Origin of the sequence: Flavobacterium alvei (assembly GCF_002920895.1) — a bacterium.
Classification (GTDB): Bacteria; Bacteroidota; Bacteroidia; order Flavobacteriales; family Flavobacteriaceae; genus Flavobacterium; species Flavobacterium alvei.
In genome coordinates, this window is the sequence record NZ_PQVG01000002.1 from 351,072 (window position 1) to 369,446 (window position 18,375).

Sequence of the window (18,375 nt, forward strand, 5' to 3'; positions counted from 1 at the left end):
TGCTTTAACATTAGTTCTTATGAAAATTCAATTCTAAATTTTTATTTATACACGGTTGCTACCTTTAATTTATTTAAGTTTGCAAAAAAAATTACGTGTCTATTTCACACATTAGAATCGCATCAAAATGACCTTTACAAAAACTACTGAACAATCCTCGAAATACGAACATTTAGAAAAAATGTCTATTCAGGAATTACTATCCAATATCAATCAAGAAGACAAAACCGTACCTTTTGCCGTAGAAAAAGCTTTGCCACAAATCGAAACTTTAGTTACCGAAATCGTTGCAAAAATGAAATTAGGAGGACGATTATTCTACATTGGTGCTGGAACTTCAGGACGTTTGGGAGTTGTTGATGCTTCGGAATGTCCACCAACATTTGGGGTTCCTTTCGACATGGTTAACGGAATAATTGCTGGTGGAGACAAAGCCATTCGTCGTGCTGTAGAAAATGCCGAAGACAATGCCTCACAAGCTTGGCTAGATTTGAAAGAACAAAACATTAACGAGAAAGATGTTGTGGTTGGAATTGCCGCTTCGGGAACAACCCCTTATGTGATTGGGGGGTTACAAGCTTGTAACAAAAATAACATTCTCACAGGAAGTATTTCATGTAATGCTGGAAGTCCAATGTCGCAAACAGCAAAATTTGCAATAGAAGTAATTGTTGGACCAGAATTTGTAACCGGGAGTTCGAGAATGAAAGCAGGAACAGCCCAAAAATTAGTCTTGAATATGATTTCGACTGCCACCATGATTCAACTCGGAAAAGTGAAAGGCAACAAAATGGTCGATATGCAATTGAGCAATAGCAAACTCGTGGATCGTGGTGTGAAAATGATTATGGGCGAAATTAATGTTTCCTATGAAGAAGGTGCCGAATTGCTAAAAACTCACGGAAGTGTTCGCAAAGCAGTAATTTTTTATAAAAGCAAACTATAAAAATGGCAACCAATAAAGAACTTTTATCCAAAGGAATTAAATATTTAGCAGGAGCTTTGCCTTTGCTTTTTATCGGTCCTTCCTTGATATACAATGCGTTCATCAACAAGCAAAATGTTTGGCATTATTTGGTTTTAGGGATTGGAATTCTTACTTGTTTGAGTGCTGTTTATCTGATGATTTTGGGGTTAAAAACAATGATGCGAAGTTTATTCAATGACTAATGGAAAACCTAATACACACCCATAAAACATTCGAAAAAATATCTTTTACGGACAAAAAAGTCAACAATCGGGAGTTTGAAGATTGCATTTTCAAGAACTGCGATTTCTCGAATAGTAATTTCTCAAACAACACCTTTATGGATTGCGAGTTCATTGATTGCAATCTCTCGATGATGCAATTAAGTGGGACGAGTTTGAAAACAGTGCATTTTACAACCTGCAAATTATTAGGAATCCAATTTAATTCCTGTGCTGATTTCATGTTTGGAGTGAGTTTTCAAGAATGTCTTTTGGATTATTCGTCATTTGCCAACAAGAAAATGCCAAAAACTAAGTTCAATACTTGTTCGATGAAAGAAGTTTCTTTTATTGGAACAAATCTCACGAATTCGAGTTTCGAGAATTGTAATTTGGATAATGCTATTTTTAACGATACTCAATTGGCTGGAGTTGATTTTAGAACAGCTCAAAATTTTAAAATTGATCCCGAATTTAATCCAATGCGAAAAGCCAAGTTTTCTACTCAAGGAATCGTTGGACTTTTGGATAAATATGACATTAAAATAGAGTAATAATGGAAGCAACAAATTCTTATTTAGAAAGTGTAAAAAAGCAATTTCTATATTATAAAACATTGGGAGAAAAAGCGATAGACCAACTTGAACCCGAGCAACTTTTTGTTTCCATAAATGATGAAACCAATAGTATTGCTACGATTGTAAAACATCTTTCGGGCAATATGCTTTCGCGTTGGACTGATTTTCTAACTTCGGATGGCGAGAAAGAATGGCGAAATCGCGATGCAGAGTTTGAAGATACCATAAAAACCAAAGAAAAATTATTAGTCCTCTGGGAAAAAGGTTGGAATTGTTTTTTTGATACTTTGAATGCTTTACAAACCGAACAACTTTCGACGATTATCTATATTAGAAACGAAGGACATACCGTAATCGAAGCTATAAATCGTCAATTAGCACATTATCCGTATCATATTGGACAAATAGTTTTCTATGCTAAAATACTGAAGAAAAGCGAATGGACAAGTTTGTCCATTCCAAAAAACAAATCCAACGCCTACAACTCTGAAAAATTTTCTAAAGAAAAAAGTATTCGAAATTTTACGGATGATGAGTTGAATAAACTGAACTAAAACAATAATGAAAAAAATAATCTCACTCCTCACGCTACTATTACTACTGTCGTGTTATAATGTAGAACACAATTGTAAAGATTTCAAAACCGGGAAATTCAAATTTGAATATGAAGTTGATGGAGCAAAAAAAGTAACCGTTTTTGAACGAAAAGACAGTATCGAAATTGAAACTTTTGAAGGTAAAACCGACACTTCCAGTATTCGATGGGTAAGCGATTGCGAATATATTTTGCAAAAAATCCATCCGAAGAATAGGGCAGAAAAAAAGGCAATTACTATGAAAATTTTGACTACTTCAAAAAATTCCTATACTTTTGAATTCGGAATTGTGGGCAGTGACCAAAAGCAACGCGGAACTGTGGAGAAAATGGAAGATTGAAGCAGGAAGCTAGAAGCCTAAATTGCCTAAAAATTATAACTTATATTAAAACAAAATGGAAGTATTTTTAAATCCTGATGCTTGGATTGCCTTATTAACATTGACTTTTCTGGAAATCATTCTCGGTATAGACAACATTATTTTCATATCGATAGTTACAGGGAAATTACCCCCAGAAAAACGCAAAAAAGCCACAAAAGTGGGAATGTTTCTAGCTATGTTCATGAGAATTGCATTGTTGTTTGGAATCAGTTTGTTAATCGGAATGAAAAAACCTTGGTTTTATATCGATTTTAGTTGGTTTTCAGCTGGAGTTACAGGACAAAGTTTAATATTATTATTAGGTGGATTGTTCTTGATTTACAAAAGCACTACTGAAATTCACGAAAAAGTGGATGAAAAAGGAGAAGAAGAAAAAACTATAAAAAAAACCGCTTCAAAATCCTTTCAAGGAGTTCTTCTTCAAATCATTATGATTGATTTGGTTTTTTCTTTTGACAGTATTTTGACGGCGGTAGGAATGACAAATGGAGTTTCAGGCGCCCTTTATATTATGATTGCAGCCGTAATTATTTCGGTATTAATTATGATGCAATTTGCCGTTCCAGTGGGAGCATTTGTCAACAGAAATCCTTCTATTCAAATTCTGGGATTGTCCTTTCTAATCTTAATTGGTTTTATGTTAATTACTGAAAGTGCCCATTTATCGAATGCCTTAATCTTTGGTAGTCATGTTACACCTGTTCAAAAAGGGTATTTGTATTTTGCCATTTCCTTTTCGCTATTTGTAGAATTTTTGAATATGAAAGTGGACAAAAAAAATAAATAAGAATATGTAATTGAAGCTCCATTTGGGGCTTTTTTTATTCCAAATAAAATGTAATTTAGTTGCAATAAATAAACTTCATGAAAAACACAATCTCACAAAGAGTTGCCGACTTTTTAAAAAACTTCCCTCCGTTTAGCTTTTTAAAACAAAGAGATTTGGAACTCATTTCCGAGCAAATAACTATTATTTATAAAGAAAAAGACAGTGTAGTTTTTGCCGAAAACGAAGAAACACACAACAGTTTTTATGTGGTTCATAAAGGAGCTGTAGCCCTGAGAGGAAACCATGAAAATGAAATTTTGGATATGTGTGATGAGGGAGATATCTTTGGATTAAGACCTTTGATAGCCAATGAAAACTACAAAATGGAAGCCCGGACTTATGAAGAAAGCATACTTTATGCTATTCCTATAAGTGTTTTTAAACCATATGCCCTTGAAAATAAAGCAGTTGGAAATTTTTTAATCGAAAGCTTTGCTTCAAACACATTAAACCCTTTTTCTAAAAGCCATAGAGGCAAATTATATGGTGAAGAATCTCTTGAAGCCGATACAAAACTATTGGATTTGCAAGAAGTTAAATACTCAAAAAAAATAGTTAGTTGTATTGCAACAACAACAGCAAAAGAAGCAGCCGAAATAATGCGTCATAAAAATGTAGGAGCCATTCTTGTTGTGGAAGAAACGTTTCCCATTGGCATCATCACTGACAAAGATTTAAGAAACAAAATTGTAACCGGTGAATTTCAAATTACCACTCCAGTTTCTGAAATCATGACTTCGCCTGTGATTACTTATCCCACAAAAATGACCGTAACGCAAGCGCAAATAGCGATGATGAAAAGTGATATTAGCCATTTATGCCTTACCATAGATGGAACTTCCAATTCGAAAGCCGTTGGAATGTTATCCAAACATGATGTAATGGTTTCTATTGGTAATAATCCTGCCGTTTTGCTAAGGGAAATAAAAAGAGCTAAGAAGTTTAAAAAAATAAAACAAATTCGAGCTAGTATTATACATTTATTGCAAGGGTATTTGGATCAAAATATACCGATGACATTGATTACAAAAATTATTTCTGAATTGAATGATGCTTGTACCAAACAAGTTATTGCAATTGTATTGAAAAAAACAGAAACTTCTCCTCCTGTAAAATTTTCGTGGTTGGCATTAGGAAGTCAAGGAAGAAGCGAACAACTCTTATTAACCGATCAAGATAATGCTTTAATTTATGAAGATGTCCCAGAAGAATTAGAAGCAGAAACTAAAAAATATTTTTTAGAACTATCAGCCCGCATCAACAAGGGACTTTTTGAAATTGGTTATGATTATTGTCCTGCCGAAATGATGGCTTCTAACCCAAATTGGTGTATGAGTCTTAGTGATTATAAAACCAAAATTCATCATTGGATAACCAATACTGGAAAAAATGAAGTGCTATTGTCGTTTATTTTTTTCGATTACAGCTTATCCTTTGGAGATACAGAACTAGTTAATAATTTGTCGGATTTTATCTTTGAAGATGTCAAAGCCAATCCTACCTTCTATATACATTTGGTAAGTGGTGCGCTACAAAGTCAATCTCCTACAGGTTTTTTTAGAGAATTTTTATTAGAGCAAGACGGAGCTCACAAAGATTTTTTCAATATAAAAAACAGAGCGTTAATGCCACTTGCCGATGCAGCAAGAGTTTTAATACTATCTCATTCGGTCAAATCTATTAGCAATACTGCAGAACGGTTTGAAAAATTGGCCGAATTAGAACCCAATAATAGCGAGTTATATACCGCTTGTGCTTATTCGTATAAAGCATTACTCAAATTTAGAACCAAGCAAGGCCTTTTGCATAATGATTCAGGCCAATATATAGCCTTAAATACATTATCGAAAGCAGAAAAAATAAAGTTAAAAAGTACTTTTAAAACCATCAAGGAATTGCAAGAAATCATTCGAGTTCGATTTAATCCTTCAAACATATTATAATGGGATTCTTCACTAAAATTAAAAACTTTATAGTAGAACTTTGGGGCGTTTCTGACACATCATTAAATGAGCAAATTCTAAAAGATATCGACTCGACACGATTTGTTGTTTTGGATACAGAAACGACTGGTTTCGATTATGAAAATGACAGAATATTGTGTATTGGCGCAATTGTTTTGCAAAATTACAGGATTCCAATTCAGGAAAGTTTAGAAATATACATTCAGCAAGAACATTATAATAAAGCCACAGCACAAATTCACGGGATTTTGAGAGCATCAGTACTTGATCGCCCCAACGAATTAGAGGCTCTACAACAGTTATTGGATTTTGTTGGCGACTCCATAATCGTGGCTCATCATACTAGTTTTGACATCACAATGATAAACAAAGCTTTAGAAAGAAATGGTTTGCCAAGATTAAAAAACAAAACCATTGACACTGCAATTCTTTATAAAAAAACATTATTAAATTCTCCACTCCTAGATCGAAAAGACAGCTATAGTTTAGATGATCTTGCCGATAAATTTGACATTTCAAAAAAGGACAGACATACGGCAATGGGTGATGCCTATATAACTGCAATTGCTTTTTTGAAAATCTTGAATAAATTGAAAGAAAAAAAAGGATTTAACTTCAATAATTATTTAAATATTGATAAAAAATAAATCTACCAAAAATTGAAAAAAAACTCTATATTTGGCTTTCATTTTTCAAAAATTCCGTCCAATAATTACAAAATTAGAGATACAAATTTGAAAAATAATTTATTTTCGAAGATGAAAAGTGTTAAAAATACATTTATAAACCAATTGAGTATTAATTTATATTCTCGTAATCCCAATTAAATGGGAGATATTTGAGTATAAAGCAATAATTTACAATTTAATAATTTAGATATGAAAAAAACCAGCAAAAAAATAGGAATTTAAAAAATAAGACTTATTTTTGTGTAATCGATTACATGTACTTTAAAAAATAAATAAAAAAACCTAATAAATTAAAATAACCATTATGAGCAACCCAAAAATAGGCAATTATAGATGGAGCATTTGCGCTTTACTTTTTTTTGCGACAACCATCAACTACCTAGACAGACAAGTACTATCTTTAACTTGGAACGATTTTATCGCTCCTGAATTCCACTGGACGAACAATGATTATGGAAATATTACAGCATTGTTCTCTATTTTCTATGCAGTTTCTTTATTGTTTGCTGGAAAATTAGTCGATTTATTAGACACCAAAAAAGGATTTCTTTGGGCTATTGGAGTATGGTCTATTGGTGCCTGTTTGCACGCTTTTGCAGGAATTGCTACCTCAGGATGGATAACCGGAAACTGGTTTGTTGGTTTTGAAGGAGCAAAAGAAGCTATTAAAACTGTAAATGATACTGGTTTGGTAATTAACGTTAGTGTTACCTTGTTTATTTTTGCACGTTTTGTTTTAGCCGTTGGAGAAGCAGGAAACTTCCCTGCAGCAATTAAAACTACAGCAGAATATTTCCCGAAAAAAGATAGAGCTTTTGCTACTAGTATTTTCAATGCAGGAGCAACGGTTGGAGCATTAGCAGCGCCAATTTCTATTCCATTTATCGCCGAAGCCTTCGGATGGGAAATGTCATTTATTATTATTGGAGCTTTAGGTTTTGTTTGGATGGGATTTTGGACGTTTATGTATGACAAACCAGAAAATCATACAAAAGTTAGTGCTGCTGAATTAGAATATATCCAACAAGATGATGTTGCTGATAGTAAATTAGTAGGTTATGTTCCAGAAACAACTACAAAAGTAACGTTCAAAGATTGCTTTAGATACAAACAAACTTGGGCTTTTGCCTTTGGAAAATTCATGACCGACGGTGTTTGGTGGTTCTTTTTATTCTGGACACCAGCTTATTTAAGTTCTGTTTATGAAATGGATTCTACTGAAGCTGCCTTTCCTTTGTTTATTCTTTATGCAATTACTTTACTTTCTATTATTGGAGGTTGGTTACCAACTTATTTTGTAGATAAAAAAGGAATGAATCCTTATGAAGGTAGAATGAGAGCGATGTTAATTTTTGCATTTTTCCCTTTATTAGCATTAATTGCACAACCATTAGGACACATTAGCTATTGGTTGCCAGTAATCATAATTGGTATTTCAGGTGCTGCTCACCAAGCTTGGTCAGCCAACATCTTTACCACAGTTGGCGATATGTTTCCTAAAAAAGCCATTGCAACCATAACAGGAATTGGTGGTTTAGCTGGAGGATTAGGTTCTACATTAATTAACAAAGGTTCAGGAGTTTTATTTGATTATACTAAAGAAACTGATATGGCTTTTATGGGATTTAAAGGAATAGAAGCCGGATATTTTATCATATTTTCTATTTGTGCCGTTTGCTACTTAATCGGATGGTCAGTTATGAAATCCTTAGTTCCTAAATACAGCCCTATAACAGATTTGTAATAGTAATTTATAATGCTTCAAAAAATATTTTTTGAAGCATTATTCTTTTACAATCTTTTAATCACGTTCTTAAACTTAGTTAAACTTATGTTTTCAGTTAGATGAAGAATGCTTTATTATGCAAATTCAAATAAGTCTATTTATAAATTCATCTGTCACTTTATCAGCCGTATTTATTAATATTCAATATAAAAAACATAAATTCCTAAAATAAACAATTTAAAATATTGTTTATTATTAAATTAAAATTAATTTTGCGCAATCGATTACACAAATTATATTATTATGACAAAATATAGCTCTAGATACGCTTCTAGCCCTCAAGCAGTAAAAAATTATGATACGAAACAATTAAGAGAAGAATTCTTGATTGATAATCTAATGGAAGAAGGAGAAATTACTTTTACTTATTCGCATTACGATAGATATATTACTGGTTCGGCTGTACCAACCACTACTCCACTTCAGCTTGAAACTATCGACATTTTGAAAATGCCAAACTTTTTAGATAGAAGAGAAATGGGTATCATCAATGTGGGTGGAAATGGTTCTGTTGTTGTTGAAGGAACTATTTATGAATTAGGTTTCAAAGATGCTCTTTACATTGGAAGTGGAAATTCAGAAGTTATCTTTAAAAGTGATGATGCAAAAAATCCAGCTAAATTCTATATCAATTCAGCTCCAGCACACGTTAACTATCCTACCAAAAAAGTAAGTTTAGCAGAAGCTAATAAACTACAATTAGGAACAATGGAAACAGCGAATCACCGCACAGTAAATCAAATGATTATTGGTGGAATCGTAACTACTTGTCAATTGCAAATGGGTATGACTGAATTAAAACCAGGAAGCGTTTGGAACACAATGCCAGCTCACGTTCACGACCGAAGAATGGAAATCTATTTCTATATGGACATTCCTGAGAACCAAGCTGTATGCCACTTTATGGGAGAACCACAAGAAACAAGACACATTTGGATGAACAATCACCAAGCGGTAATTTCTCCTAACTGGTCTATTCATTCAGGTGCAGGAACTAGCAATTATACCTTTATTTGGGGAATGGCTGGAGAAAATCTTGATTACGGAGATATGGATGTTTGTAAAATAACAGACTTAAGATAATTAATAATATTAAATAAAAAACTATGTCAATTAATCTATTTGATTTAACTGGAAAAACTGCACTTATTACAGGAGGCGTACACGGTCTTGGAATGGCTATGGCCAAAGGTCTTGGACAAGCAGGAGCAAAAATTGTAGTAAACGATCTTTCGCAAGCTGCGCTTGATAATGCTTTAGCAGAATATAAATCTGTTGGACTAGAAGCTTACGGATATGTATTTAATGTTTGCGATGAAGAAGCGGTTATTGCTAACATCGCAAAAATAGAGGCCGAAGTTGGTCCGATCGATATTTTAGTAAACAATGCTGGTATCATCAAAAGAACACCTATCGTTGATATGACTGTTGAAGATTTTACAGCAGTAATTACAGTAGATTTAATTAGCCCATTTATTGTTTCTAAAAATGTTGCTAAAGGAATGATTCAACGTGGTGGTGGAAAAATCATCAACATTTGTTCAATGATGAGCGAATTAGGAAGAGATTCTGTAAGTGCTTATGCTGCGGCAAAAGGGGGATTAAAAATGCTTACCAAAAATATGGCCACTGAATGGGCTAAGTTTAATATCCAAACTAATGGAATTGGACCTGGTTATTTCGCTACAAGTCAAACAGCTCCAATTAGAGTTGACGGACATCCATTTAATGAATTTATCATCAGTAGAACTCCTGCAGCTCGTTGGGGTGATCCAGAAGACTTGCAAGGTGCAGCTATCTTTTTATCTTCAAAAGCTAGTGATTTTGTAAACGGTCATATACTTTATGTAGATGGTGGAATTCTTGCAACAATAGGAAAACCATCTAACGAATAATAAATATTTTAAGAAATTTATAATGAGCACAACATTTATACACGATAATTTTTTATTAGAAAATAAATTTGCTGAAGAATTGTATCACAACTATTCTAAAAATCAGCCAATTATTGACTATCACAATCACTTATCTCCACAGCTTATTGCCGAAGATCACATTTTTGATAATGTCACTAAAGTTTGGATCAATGGTGACCACTACAAATGGCGAGCCATGAGAACTCTAGGAATCAACGAACAATTTATTACTGGAAATGGTTCTGATAAAGAAAAATTCATGAATTGGGGAAAAACAGTTCCTTATACCATGCGTAATCCACTTTATCATTGGACACATTTAGAGCTAGCTCGCTATTTTGATATTACGGAATTATTAAACGAAAAATCAGCAGAAAGAATTTATCTTGAAGCTTCTGAAAAAATAAATACTCCAGAATATAGTACTCGTAACTTGCTTCGTAAAGTAAATGCTTCTTATGTATGTACCACTGAAGACCCAATTGACACTTTAGAATTTCACCAAAAATTAGCTAAAAGCGACTTCGAAATAAAAGTAGGTACCGCTTTTAGACCTGACAAAGCCATCCTAATTTCAAACGACGGTTACAACGAATATGTTGATGCCTTAGGTCAAGCTGCAGGTGTTTCTATTAATACTTATGCTGATTTATGTACTGCTTTAAGAAATAGAATTGACTTTTTTGACAAAAATGGTTGCAAAATATGCGACCACGGTTTAGATCAAGTTTATTTTGAAAACTATACCGAAAGTGAAATCAATATCATCTTCAAAAAGAAAAGAGAAAATGCAATCTTGAGCAACGAAGAAGCTTTGAAATTCCAAAGTGCTGTTTTATTCTTCTTGTTCGAAACTTATCACGAATTTGGTTGGGTTCAACAACTTCACTTAGGAGCTTTGAGAAACAACAATGCTCGTATGCTTAAAATCTTAGGCCCTGACACAGGCTGGGATTCTATTGGAGATTATTCACAAGCACAAAAACTATCAGCATTCTTGAACGCATTAGATAGCAAAGATAAATTAGCCAAAACAATTATCTATAACCTAAACCCAGCCGACAACGAAGTTATGGCTACAATGATTGGAAATTTCAATGACGGAAGCGTTCGTGGAAAAGTACAATTTGGTTCTGGATGGTGGTTTTTAGATCAAAAAGACGGAATGACCAAACAATTAAACGCCCTTTCTAATATGGGATTAATTAGCTGTTTTGTTGGAATGTTGACCGATTCAAGAAGCTTTTTATCTTTCCCAAGACACGAATATTTTAGAAGAATTCTTTGCAACCTTCTTGGAGAAGAAATCAAAAAAGGAGAATTACCAAATGATATGGAATGGATTGGTAAAATGGTTTCGGACATTAGTTTCAACAACGCCAAAGAATATTTCAATCTTTAATAATTGAATATAAAAAGAAGATTTAACACAAAATAATTTTAGTTTTGCAAAGAATAGTAACTTTTGGAGAAATATTACTCAGACTTTCACCTCCGAGTCATCTAAGATTGACTCAGGCGACCTCGTTTGATTTGTATTTTGGCTGTGCCGAAGCCAATGTTGCAGCATCATTAGCAAAATTTGGACTACCTGTTAAATTTATAACGGCAGTTCCTCCAAACGAGTTGGGTGAATCTTCTTTGAGTATGTTGCGTTCCTTTGGTGTTGAACCCTTTGCTCTAATTCAAGGCAAAAGATTAGGAATATATTATTTTGAACACGGAGCTTCAGAACGACCTGGAAAAGTAGTGTATGACCGTGAAGATTCTTCGTTTTCAACCTTAAAAAAAGGAATGATTGATTGGGAATCAATTTTCAAAGATGCCGATTGGTTTCATTGGTCAGGAATCACACCTTCCCTATCGCAAGACTTAGCCGAACTTTGTGAAGAAGCTTTGGAAGTTGCAACAAGAATGGGATTGACTATTTCGGCCGATTTAAATTACAGGCCTACTTTATGGAAATATGGTAAAAAAGCCAATGAAATAATGCCTAATCTAGTCAAACATTGTGACCTTTTATTAGGAGGCATTGATGAATCTGAAAAAGTTTTGGGTGTTCCACTCAAAGAAGGTGATTCAGAAAAAGAAGTTTTTACCAATTGGATGAAAGCATATCCAAGATTAAAAAATATCGTTTCAACTCATAGAATGCGTGCCAATGCTTCGTCGAATGCAGTGAGTGCCTCTATTTGGAACGGAAAAGAATTATTACATTCTCAAGAATATAATATTTCTCATATTATTGATAGAATTGGTGCCGGAGATGCTTTCATGGCTGGCATAATATATGGATTGATAGTTTGGCCTGAAGACCATCAAACAGCTCTTGAATTTGCTGTTGCAGCAACTTGTTTAAAACACTCCATTTCGGGTGATATTAACTTAGCTACTGTAAACGAAATAAAGGCATTAATGAGCGGATTTGGCGGAGGACGAGTGTCAAGATAATAAAAAAAACTTCAGGAAAGTTTTCTCAATATTCGAGTTTTTAAACTAAAAAAACGTGTGCGAACACACTTAAAAATTAATAACACAATTAACAAACAAATAAAAATTAAAAAAATGGCAAAAAGAGTAGTAACATTTGGTGAGATAATGTTAAGATTAGCACCTCAAGGATTTTTAAGATTTTCACAAGCAGACAATTTTGATGTTGTATATGGAGGAGGAGAATCTAATGTAGCTGTTTCACTAGCAAATTATGGAATTCCTGTTGATTTTGTAACCCGTTTACCAAAAAATGATATTGGAGAATGTGCTATGATGGAAATGCGCAAAAGAGGAGTTGGCGTAGATAATATAGTTTGGGGAGGAGAGCGTTTAGGAATTTATTTCCTTGAAACTGGAGCTGTAAGCAGAGGAAGTAAAGTAGTTTATGATAGAGCACACTCTTCAATGTCTGATATTCAGCCTGGAATGATCGATTGGGAGAAAGTTTTTGAAGGTGTTGAATGGTTTCACTGGACTGGTATTACTCCAGCAATTTCTCAAAGTTCTGCTGATGCCTGTTTAGAAGCTGTTAAAGCAGCTAGCAAATTAGGTGTTACTATTTCTACAGACTTAAATTACCGTGCTAAACTATGGAAATACGGTGGAGATCGTGAAGCAATCATGACTGAATTGACTTCTTATTGTGATGTAATTTTAGGAAATGAAGAAGATGCTGAAATGCACTTTGGTATCAAACCAGCAGGAGCAGCAGTTCAAACTCACGGACATGATGTAAAAGCTGAAGCTTTCTTATCTGTTTGCCAACAAATGATGGAAAAATTCCCTAGAGCTAAAAAAGTAATTACTACTTTAAGAGGTTCTATTTCAGCTTCTCACAACACTTGGGCTGGAGTTTTATACGACGGAAAACAAATGCTACAAACTCGCCAATATCAAATTACTGATATCGTGGATAGAGTTGGTGGTGGTGATTCATTTATGGGAGGTTTAATCTACGGATTATTAACTTATCCAAATGATGATCAAAATGCATTAGACTTTGCTGTTGCTGCATCTTGCTTGAAACACACTATCAAAGGTGATGCTAACTTAGTTACTGTAGAAGAAGTTTCTAAACTTATGGGTGGCGATGCTTCTGGTAGAGTTGCTAGATAATTAAGGAATTATGATAATAGATACACTAAATAACGGATCAAAATACACTAGCCTACACCCTTTGTTTGCAAGCGCATTTGACTTTATGAAAGAAAACGACATCACGACACTTGAAGATGGAGTTATTCAAATTTCAGAAGGTCTAAAAGTGATTGTTAGTACCGCAAACGGAAAAACTAGAGAAACTAGTTTGGCTAAATTTGAATGTCATGACAAAAACATAGATATTCAAGTTTGTGTAAAAGGATTGGAAACTATAGCTTGGAAACCAAGAGAAAAATGCATTACACCTAATGGAGAATACAATCCAGAAAAAGATGTACGTTTTTTTAATGACACTCCCGATATGGATTTTCAATTGACAGACAATCAGTTTGCAATATTCTATCCTGGAGATGTTCACGCTCCGATGATTGGTGATGGTGAAATCAAAAAATTGGTATTTAAAGTTAAAATCTAAAAAAATGAGTAAAATTCAAAATGTAACAGATGCAATCGTAAAACAAGGGATGCTTCCTTTGTATTTTAATGCAGATGAAACCGTAACAATAGAAGTATTAAGAGCCATTTACAGAGCTGGAATCAAAGCTGTAGAATACACAAGCCGTGGAGAAACTGCTTTGAGCAACTTTACCAAAATGGTTGAAGTTCGTAATGCTGAAATGCCTGATTTATTATTAGGAATCGGAACTATTAAAACACTTCAACAAGCAGAAGAATACTTAAAAGTAGGTGCTGATTTTTTCATCAGCCCAGGATTTGTTCCTGAAGTAGCTGCGTTTTTAATTCCAAAAGATGTGTTGTATAGCCCAGGTTGTATGACTCCGACCGAAATTATTGCTGCTGAAAATGCAGGAGTAACTTTCATCAAATTGTTTCCTGGAAATATGCTAGGACCAGATTTCTTGAGCGGTATCAAAGATATTTTCCCAAAATTAGTATTTATGCCTACAGGTGGCGTGGATACAACTAGAGGAAACATCGAAGGATGGTTCAAAGCTGGAGTTTCTGCAGTAGGAATGGGAAGCAAATTAATCAGCAAACAAGTAATGGCTGATAAAGATTATGCTAAAATTGAATCTGAAACTGTTGCAGTTTTAAATATCATCAATTCAATAAAATAATACCCAATTAGCTTTCAGTTTATAATTAATTTTAAAACTGGAAGCTAATTTTAAAATATTATTATTCGATATAATTCGAGTAAATCAAATTACAAACAACTAACAAAAGAGTTGATACATTTGTAAATCAAGTTAGGCAATCGATTACTTTTATTAATTCTGACACCATAGAATTCAAAGTATTAAATGCAAGAGATGAAAAAGATTTGCAACTTTAGGATAATAAATGAAATAAAAATATATTAGACAATCATAGTTTTTGCTTTTCTACTGAGTCGTGTTTCTAAATACTACTAGAATAAAAGCAGTTTTACAAACTCAATATGGTCTATCAAACAAACATATATACACAAAATAATACACTAATAATCATACTTTAAGAATATAAAATGAAAAAATTAAATAGAATAAATACAGGTTTAGAAAAATTACAACCTATCAAAGTAGTTCAATTTGGTGAAGGTAATTTCTTGAGAGCATTTGTTGATTATGCCTTTCAAAGACTAAATAAAGAAGTAGATTTTAATGCTGGAATTGCAATAGTTCAACCATTGAAAGAGGGTATGATAAACATGATTAACGATCAAGATGGTCTTTACACTTTGTTTATGAATGGAATCAAAAAAGGCGAGAAAATTCAAGACATCGAGTTAATTTCAAATATTGTAAAAGCTATAAATCCATACTCTGATTTTGCCGATTATTTAGCTTTAGCTAGAGAAGAAGAACTTCAATTTATTGTTTCCAATACTACTGAAGCTGGAATTGCATTTATTGATACTGACACTCCAGACATGCAACCACCCGTTGGATTTCCAGCAAAATTGACTGTTTTACTGTACGAAAGATTCAAACATTTCAATGGAGATGCTTCAAAAGGATTAACCGTAATCCCTTGTGAATTAATTGATTACAATTCAGAAACATTAAAAAAATACATCCTACAATATTGTGATTTATGGCAATTAGGAGATGCATTCAAAACTTGGGCATCGGACGCTTGTACATATCACAGTACTTTGGTTGACAGAATTGTTCCTGGATATCCAAGAGCCGAAATCGAAGATTACAATAACAAATTAGATTATCAAGACAATCTAATTGTTGCTGCTGAACCATTTTTCCTTTGGGCAATTGAAGGTGGCGATGATTTAAAAGCAAAATTACCTTTCCATAAAACCGATTTGAATGTAAAAATCGTTGATGATATTCGTCCATTCAAAATGATTAAAGTTCGTATTTTGAACGGTGCGCACACTGCAATGGTTCCTTGCTCGCTTTTGTATGGCAACAAATTAGTAATGGAAACCGTTAACGGGGATTTCACTGGAAAATTTGTTGACAACGTTATCGGCGAAATCAGCGAAACTTTGGCTATGGACAAGAACGAAATCACTGCCTACTGTGAAGAAGTAATGGATCGTTTTAAAAACCCATTCATCAAACACGCATTAGCTGATATTGCCTTAAATTCTATCTCAAAATTCAAAGTAAGAGTTTTGCCTAGTTTATTAGGTTATGTTAATTCTCAGAAAAAATTACCAACTAATTTAACTTTTTCATTGGCTTGCTTAATCCAATTCTACAAAGGAACTTGGAACAACGAAGCCTTACCTGTAAAAGATACTCCAGAATTAGTGGAAGCATTCAAAAAAGCCAGGGAATTAGGGTCTTTAGATTCGGTTGTAGCTTCTGTCTTAGCAAATACAGAATTTTGGGGCGAAGATTTAACAAAAATCGAAGGTTTACCAGAAGCATTAGTAGTAGCTTTGACTGAAATTGAAGCTAACGGAATTGAAAATGGCTTTGCTAATTTCAGTGCTAAATACTAATTAAGCAAAAAGATTAATTAGTAGTATAAACTAAAACAATTATACTATCAATTTCACCATATAAGACATATAAGTTCACATAAGAGGATTTCATAAAAACTTAAATGAACTTATATGTCTTATATGGTAAATAAAAAAACACTATTTTGTTCTAATCAAGAACTATTTTAAAATTATTATCATGAAGAAATTAATAAAAGTAAATCCAGCAGATAACGTAATTGTCGCTTTAACCGATTTGGTACAAAACGAACAAATTGTGTTTGAAGGAACTACCGTATCACCTATAACTGATGTTAAAGCAAAACATAAAATTGCAGAGAGCGATTTTGCAATTGGTGATGAAATTATAATGTATGGTGTTTTGGTAGGAAAAGCGGTAAAACCTATAAAAAAAGGAGAAGTAATTACCACCGAAAATGTAAAACATCAAAGTGAAAAAGTTTTTGGTAAAAATGGCAGTTTAGGTTGGACTCCACCAAACGTAGATCGTTGGAAAGACAAAACTTTCAACGGATACCACCGTACTGATGGACAAGTGGGAACCAAAAACGTTTGGTTATTTATTCCATTGGTTTTTTGTGAAAACAAAAATATCGAAAAACTGAAAGATATTTTCGAAAACGAACTACTACCCAAAAAAGACGTTTCATATAAAAATTTATTACGCTCTTTAATTGAAGATAAAAGCGTAGAAGAAGTTGCTTCCAAAAATACTAATGAAAATCTTTTAGATAATGTTGAAGTAAAATTCATCAATCATCAAGGTGGTTGTGGTGGAATTCGACAAGATTCAGAATTGTTGGCAAAACTGCTTGCTGGATATGTGAACAATCCGAATGTTGCTGGTGCCACTATTTTAAGTTTGGGTTGCCAAAATTTGCAAGTATCTATTTTTAAAGAGGCATTGAAAGCAATTAGCCCAAATTGTGATAAAGAAATTTTGATCTATGAGCAACAACAAATTGGAACTACCGATGAAATGTTCCAAATGGTGATTAAAGATTCTTATGAAGCCATTAAAAGAGCCAACAAAATCGAACGTAAACCTGCTCCTCTTACAAAACTAAGTATTGGTTTAGAGTGTGGTGGATCTGACGGATTTTCAGGAATATCGGCAAATCCAGCATTGGGGGTTGTTTCAGACATTTTCGCAGCATTGGGAGCCAAATCTATTTTGGCAGAGTTTCCAGAATTGTGTGGAGTTGAGCAAGAATTGATGAACCGATGTGTTGACGAAGAAAAAGCAGACAAGTTTTTATCTTTGATGAAAGCTTTTGAAAAATCAGTTGTAGATGCAGGTTCAGGATTTGATATGAACCCATCTCCAGGAAATATTAAAGACGGATTAATTACAGATGCTATGAAATCTGCTGGGGCTTCTAAAAAAGGTGGAACTGCACCTATTGTAGATGTTTTGGATTACGGTGAATATATTTCAAAACCAGGTTTAAACCTTCTAAACACACCAGGCAATGACGCCGAATGTACTACAGGATTGGTTGGATCAGGAGCAACAGTTGTTTTATTTACAACAGGTTTAGGAAATCCGATGGGAAATCCAGTTGCACCCGTTGTGAAAATTGCTTCAAACACAGCATTAACTAATAGAATGTCGGATATTATCGATTTCAATGCGGGAACTGTGATTACTGGTGAAAGAACCATTACCGAAGTTGGAGCAGAAATTGTAGATTATATTATAGAATTGGCGAGCGGAAACGTAGAAACGAAAGCTGACCAATTAAAACAAGATGTATTTATTCCTTGGAAAAGAGGAGTATCTTTATAGAAGATTATTGTTTATTGTTTAGTTTTTATTTAAAAAGGTGGAAGAAGTAAAATTCTTCCACCTTTTTGTTTGTACTAGTTTCTAATACTT

The 18,375-nt window shown here is 33.5% G+C and carries 18 protein-coding genes; all 18 read left to right on the forward strand.

Features of this window, described 5'->3' with window-relative positions; translation table 11 throughout:
- Positions 1–127: 127 nt before the first annotated feature.
- On the forward strand, positions 128–946 hold the full coding sequence (gene murQ, locus C3L50_RS04555; RefSeq protein WP_103804959.1) for an N-acetylmuramic acid 6-phosphate etherase: 819 nt from the start codon (positions 128–130) through the stop codon (positions 944–946).
- A 2-nt stretch (positions 947–948) separates the two neighbouring features.
- A complete protein-coding gene (locus tag C3L50_RS04560) occupies positions 949–1,170 on the forward strand; it encodes a DUF6095 family protein (RefSeq protein ID WP_103804960.1) in 222 nt (73 codons plus the stop codon).
- A complete protein-coding gene (locus tag C3L50_RS04565) occupies positions 1,170–1,742 on the forward strand; it encodes a pentapeptide repeat-containing protein (RefSeq protein ID WP_103804961.1) in 573 nt (190 codons plus the stop codon). Before C3L50_RS04560 ends, C3L50_RS04565 begins: the two co-directional genes overlap by 1 nt.
- A 2-nt stretch (positions 1,743–1,744) precedes the next feature.
- Positions 1,745–2,320 (forward strand): DUF1572 family protein, encoded by a 576-nt coding sequence (locus tag C3L50_RS04570; protein ID WP_103804962.1) that lies wholly within the window; start codon positions 1,745–1,747, stop codon positions 2,318–2,320.
- A 7-nt stretch (positions 2,321–2,327) separates the two neighbouring features.
- Positions 2,328–2,702, forward strand: a complete 375-nt coding sequence (locus C3L50_RS04575) for a DNA topoisomerase IV (protein WP_103804963.1) — start codon at positions 2,328–2,330, stop codon at positions 2,700–2,702.
- Positions 2,703–2,757: 55 nt separating this feature from the next.
- The gene (locus C3L50_RS04580) at positions 2,758–3,531 is read left to right on the forward strand and encodes a TerC family protein (protein ID WP_103804964.1); all 774 of its coding nucleotides are present in this window, start codon (positions 2,758–2,760) and stop codon (positions 3,529–3,531) included.
- 77 nt (positions 3,532–3,608) lie between these two features.
- Positions 3,609–5,516, forward strand: a complete 1,908-nt coding sequence (locus C3L50_RS04585; RefSeq protein ID WP_103804965.1) for a DUF294 nucleotidyltransferase-like domain-containing protein — start codon at positions 3,609–3,611, stop codon at positions 5,514–5,516.
- Positions 5,516–6,184 carry a 3'-5' exonuclease gene (locus tag C3L50_RS04590; RefSeq protein WP_103804966.1) on the forward strand — a complete coding sequence of 223 codons (669 nt, stop codon included), beginning with the start codon at positions 5,516–5,518 and terminating at the stop codon, positions 6,182–6,184. Before C3L50_RS04585 ends, C3L50_RS04590 begins: the two co-directional genes overlap by 1 nt.
- Before the next feature lie 346 nt (positions 6,185–6,530).
- The gene (locus C3L50_RS04595) at positions 6,531–7,970 is read left to right on the forward strand and encodes an MFS transporter (protein WP_103804967.1); all 1,440 of its coding nucleotides are present in this window, start codon (positions 6,531–6,533) and stop codon (positions 7,968–7,970) included.
- A gap of 285 nt (positions 7,971–8,255) precedes the next feature.
- The gene (gene kduI / locus C3L50_RS04600) at positions 8,256–9,095 is read left to right on the forward strand and encodes a 5-dehydro-4-deoxy-D-glucuronate isomerase (RefSeq protein ID WP_103804968.1); all 840 of its coding nucleotides are present in this window, start codon (positions 8,256–8,258) and stop codon (positions 9,093–9,095) included.
- A gap of 23 nt (positions 9,096–9,118) precedes the next feature.
- Positions 9,119–9,907 (forward strand): gluconate 5-dehydrogenase, encoded by a 789-nt coding sequence (locus C3L50_RS04605; protein ID WP_103804969.1) that lies wholly within the window; start codon positions 9,119–9,121, stop codon positions 9,905–9,907.
- Positions 9,908–9,929: 22 nt separating this feature from the next.
- Positions 9,930–11,330 (forward strand): glucuronate isomerase, encoded by a 1,401-nt coding sequence (uxaC, locus tag C3L50_RS04610; protein ID WP_103804970.1) that lies wholly within the window; start codon positions 9,930–9,932, stop codon positions 11,328–11,330.
- 44 nt (positions 11,331–11,374) lie between these two features.
- The gene (locus C3L50_RS04615) at positions 11,375–12,379 is read left to right on the forward strand and encodes a sugar kinase (RefSeq protein ID WP_103804971.1); all 1,005 of its coding nucleotides are present in this window, start codon (positions 11,375–11,377) and stop codon (positions 12,377–12,379) included.
- Positions 12,380–12,493: 114 nt separating this feature from the next.
- On the forward strand, positions 12,494–13,537 hold the full coding sequence (locus C3L50_RS04620; RefSeq protein WP_103805126.1) for a sugar kinase: 1,044 nt from the start codon (positions 12,494–12,496) through the stop codon (positions 13,535–13,537).
- A gap of 10 nt (positions 13,538–13,547) precedes the next feature.
- A complete protein-coding gene (locus C3L50_RS04625; RefSeq protein WP_103804972.1) occupies positions 13,548–13,997 on the forward strand; it encodes a YhcH/YjgK/YiaL family protein in 450 nt (149 codons plus the stop codon).
- Positions 13,998–14,001: 4 nt separating this feature from the next.
- On the forward strand, positions 14,002–14,661 hold the full coding sequence (locus C3L50_RS04630) for a beta/alpha barrel domain-containing protein (protein ID WP_103805127.1): 660 nt from the start codon (positions 14,002–14,004) through the stop codon (positions 14,659–14,661).
- A gap of 389 nt (positions 14,662–15,050) precedes the next feature.
- A complete protein-coding gene (locus tag C3L50_RS04635; protein WP_103804973.1) occupies positions 15,051–16,493 on the forward strand; it encodes a tagaturonate reductase in 1,443 nt (480 codons plus the stop codon).
- Positions 16,494–16,671: 178 nt separating this feature from the next.
- Entirely contained in the window at positions 16,672–18,285 is a 1,614-nt protein-coding gene (locus tag C3L50_RS04640) for a UxaA family hydrolase (RefSeq protein WP_103804974.1), read from the forward strand.
- Positions 18,286–18,375 lie beyond the last annotated feature (90 nt).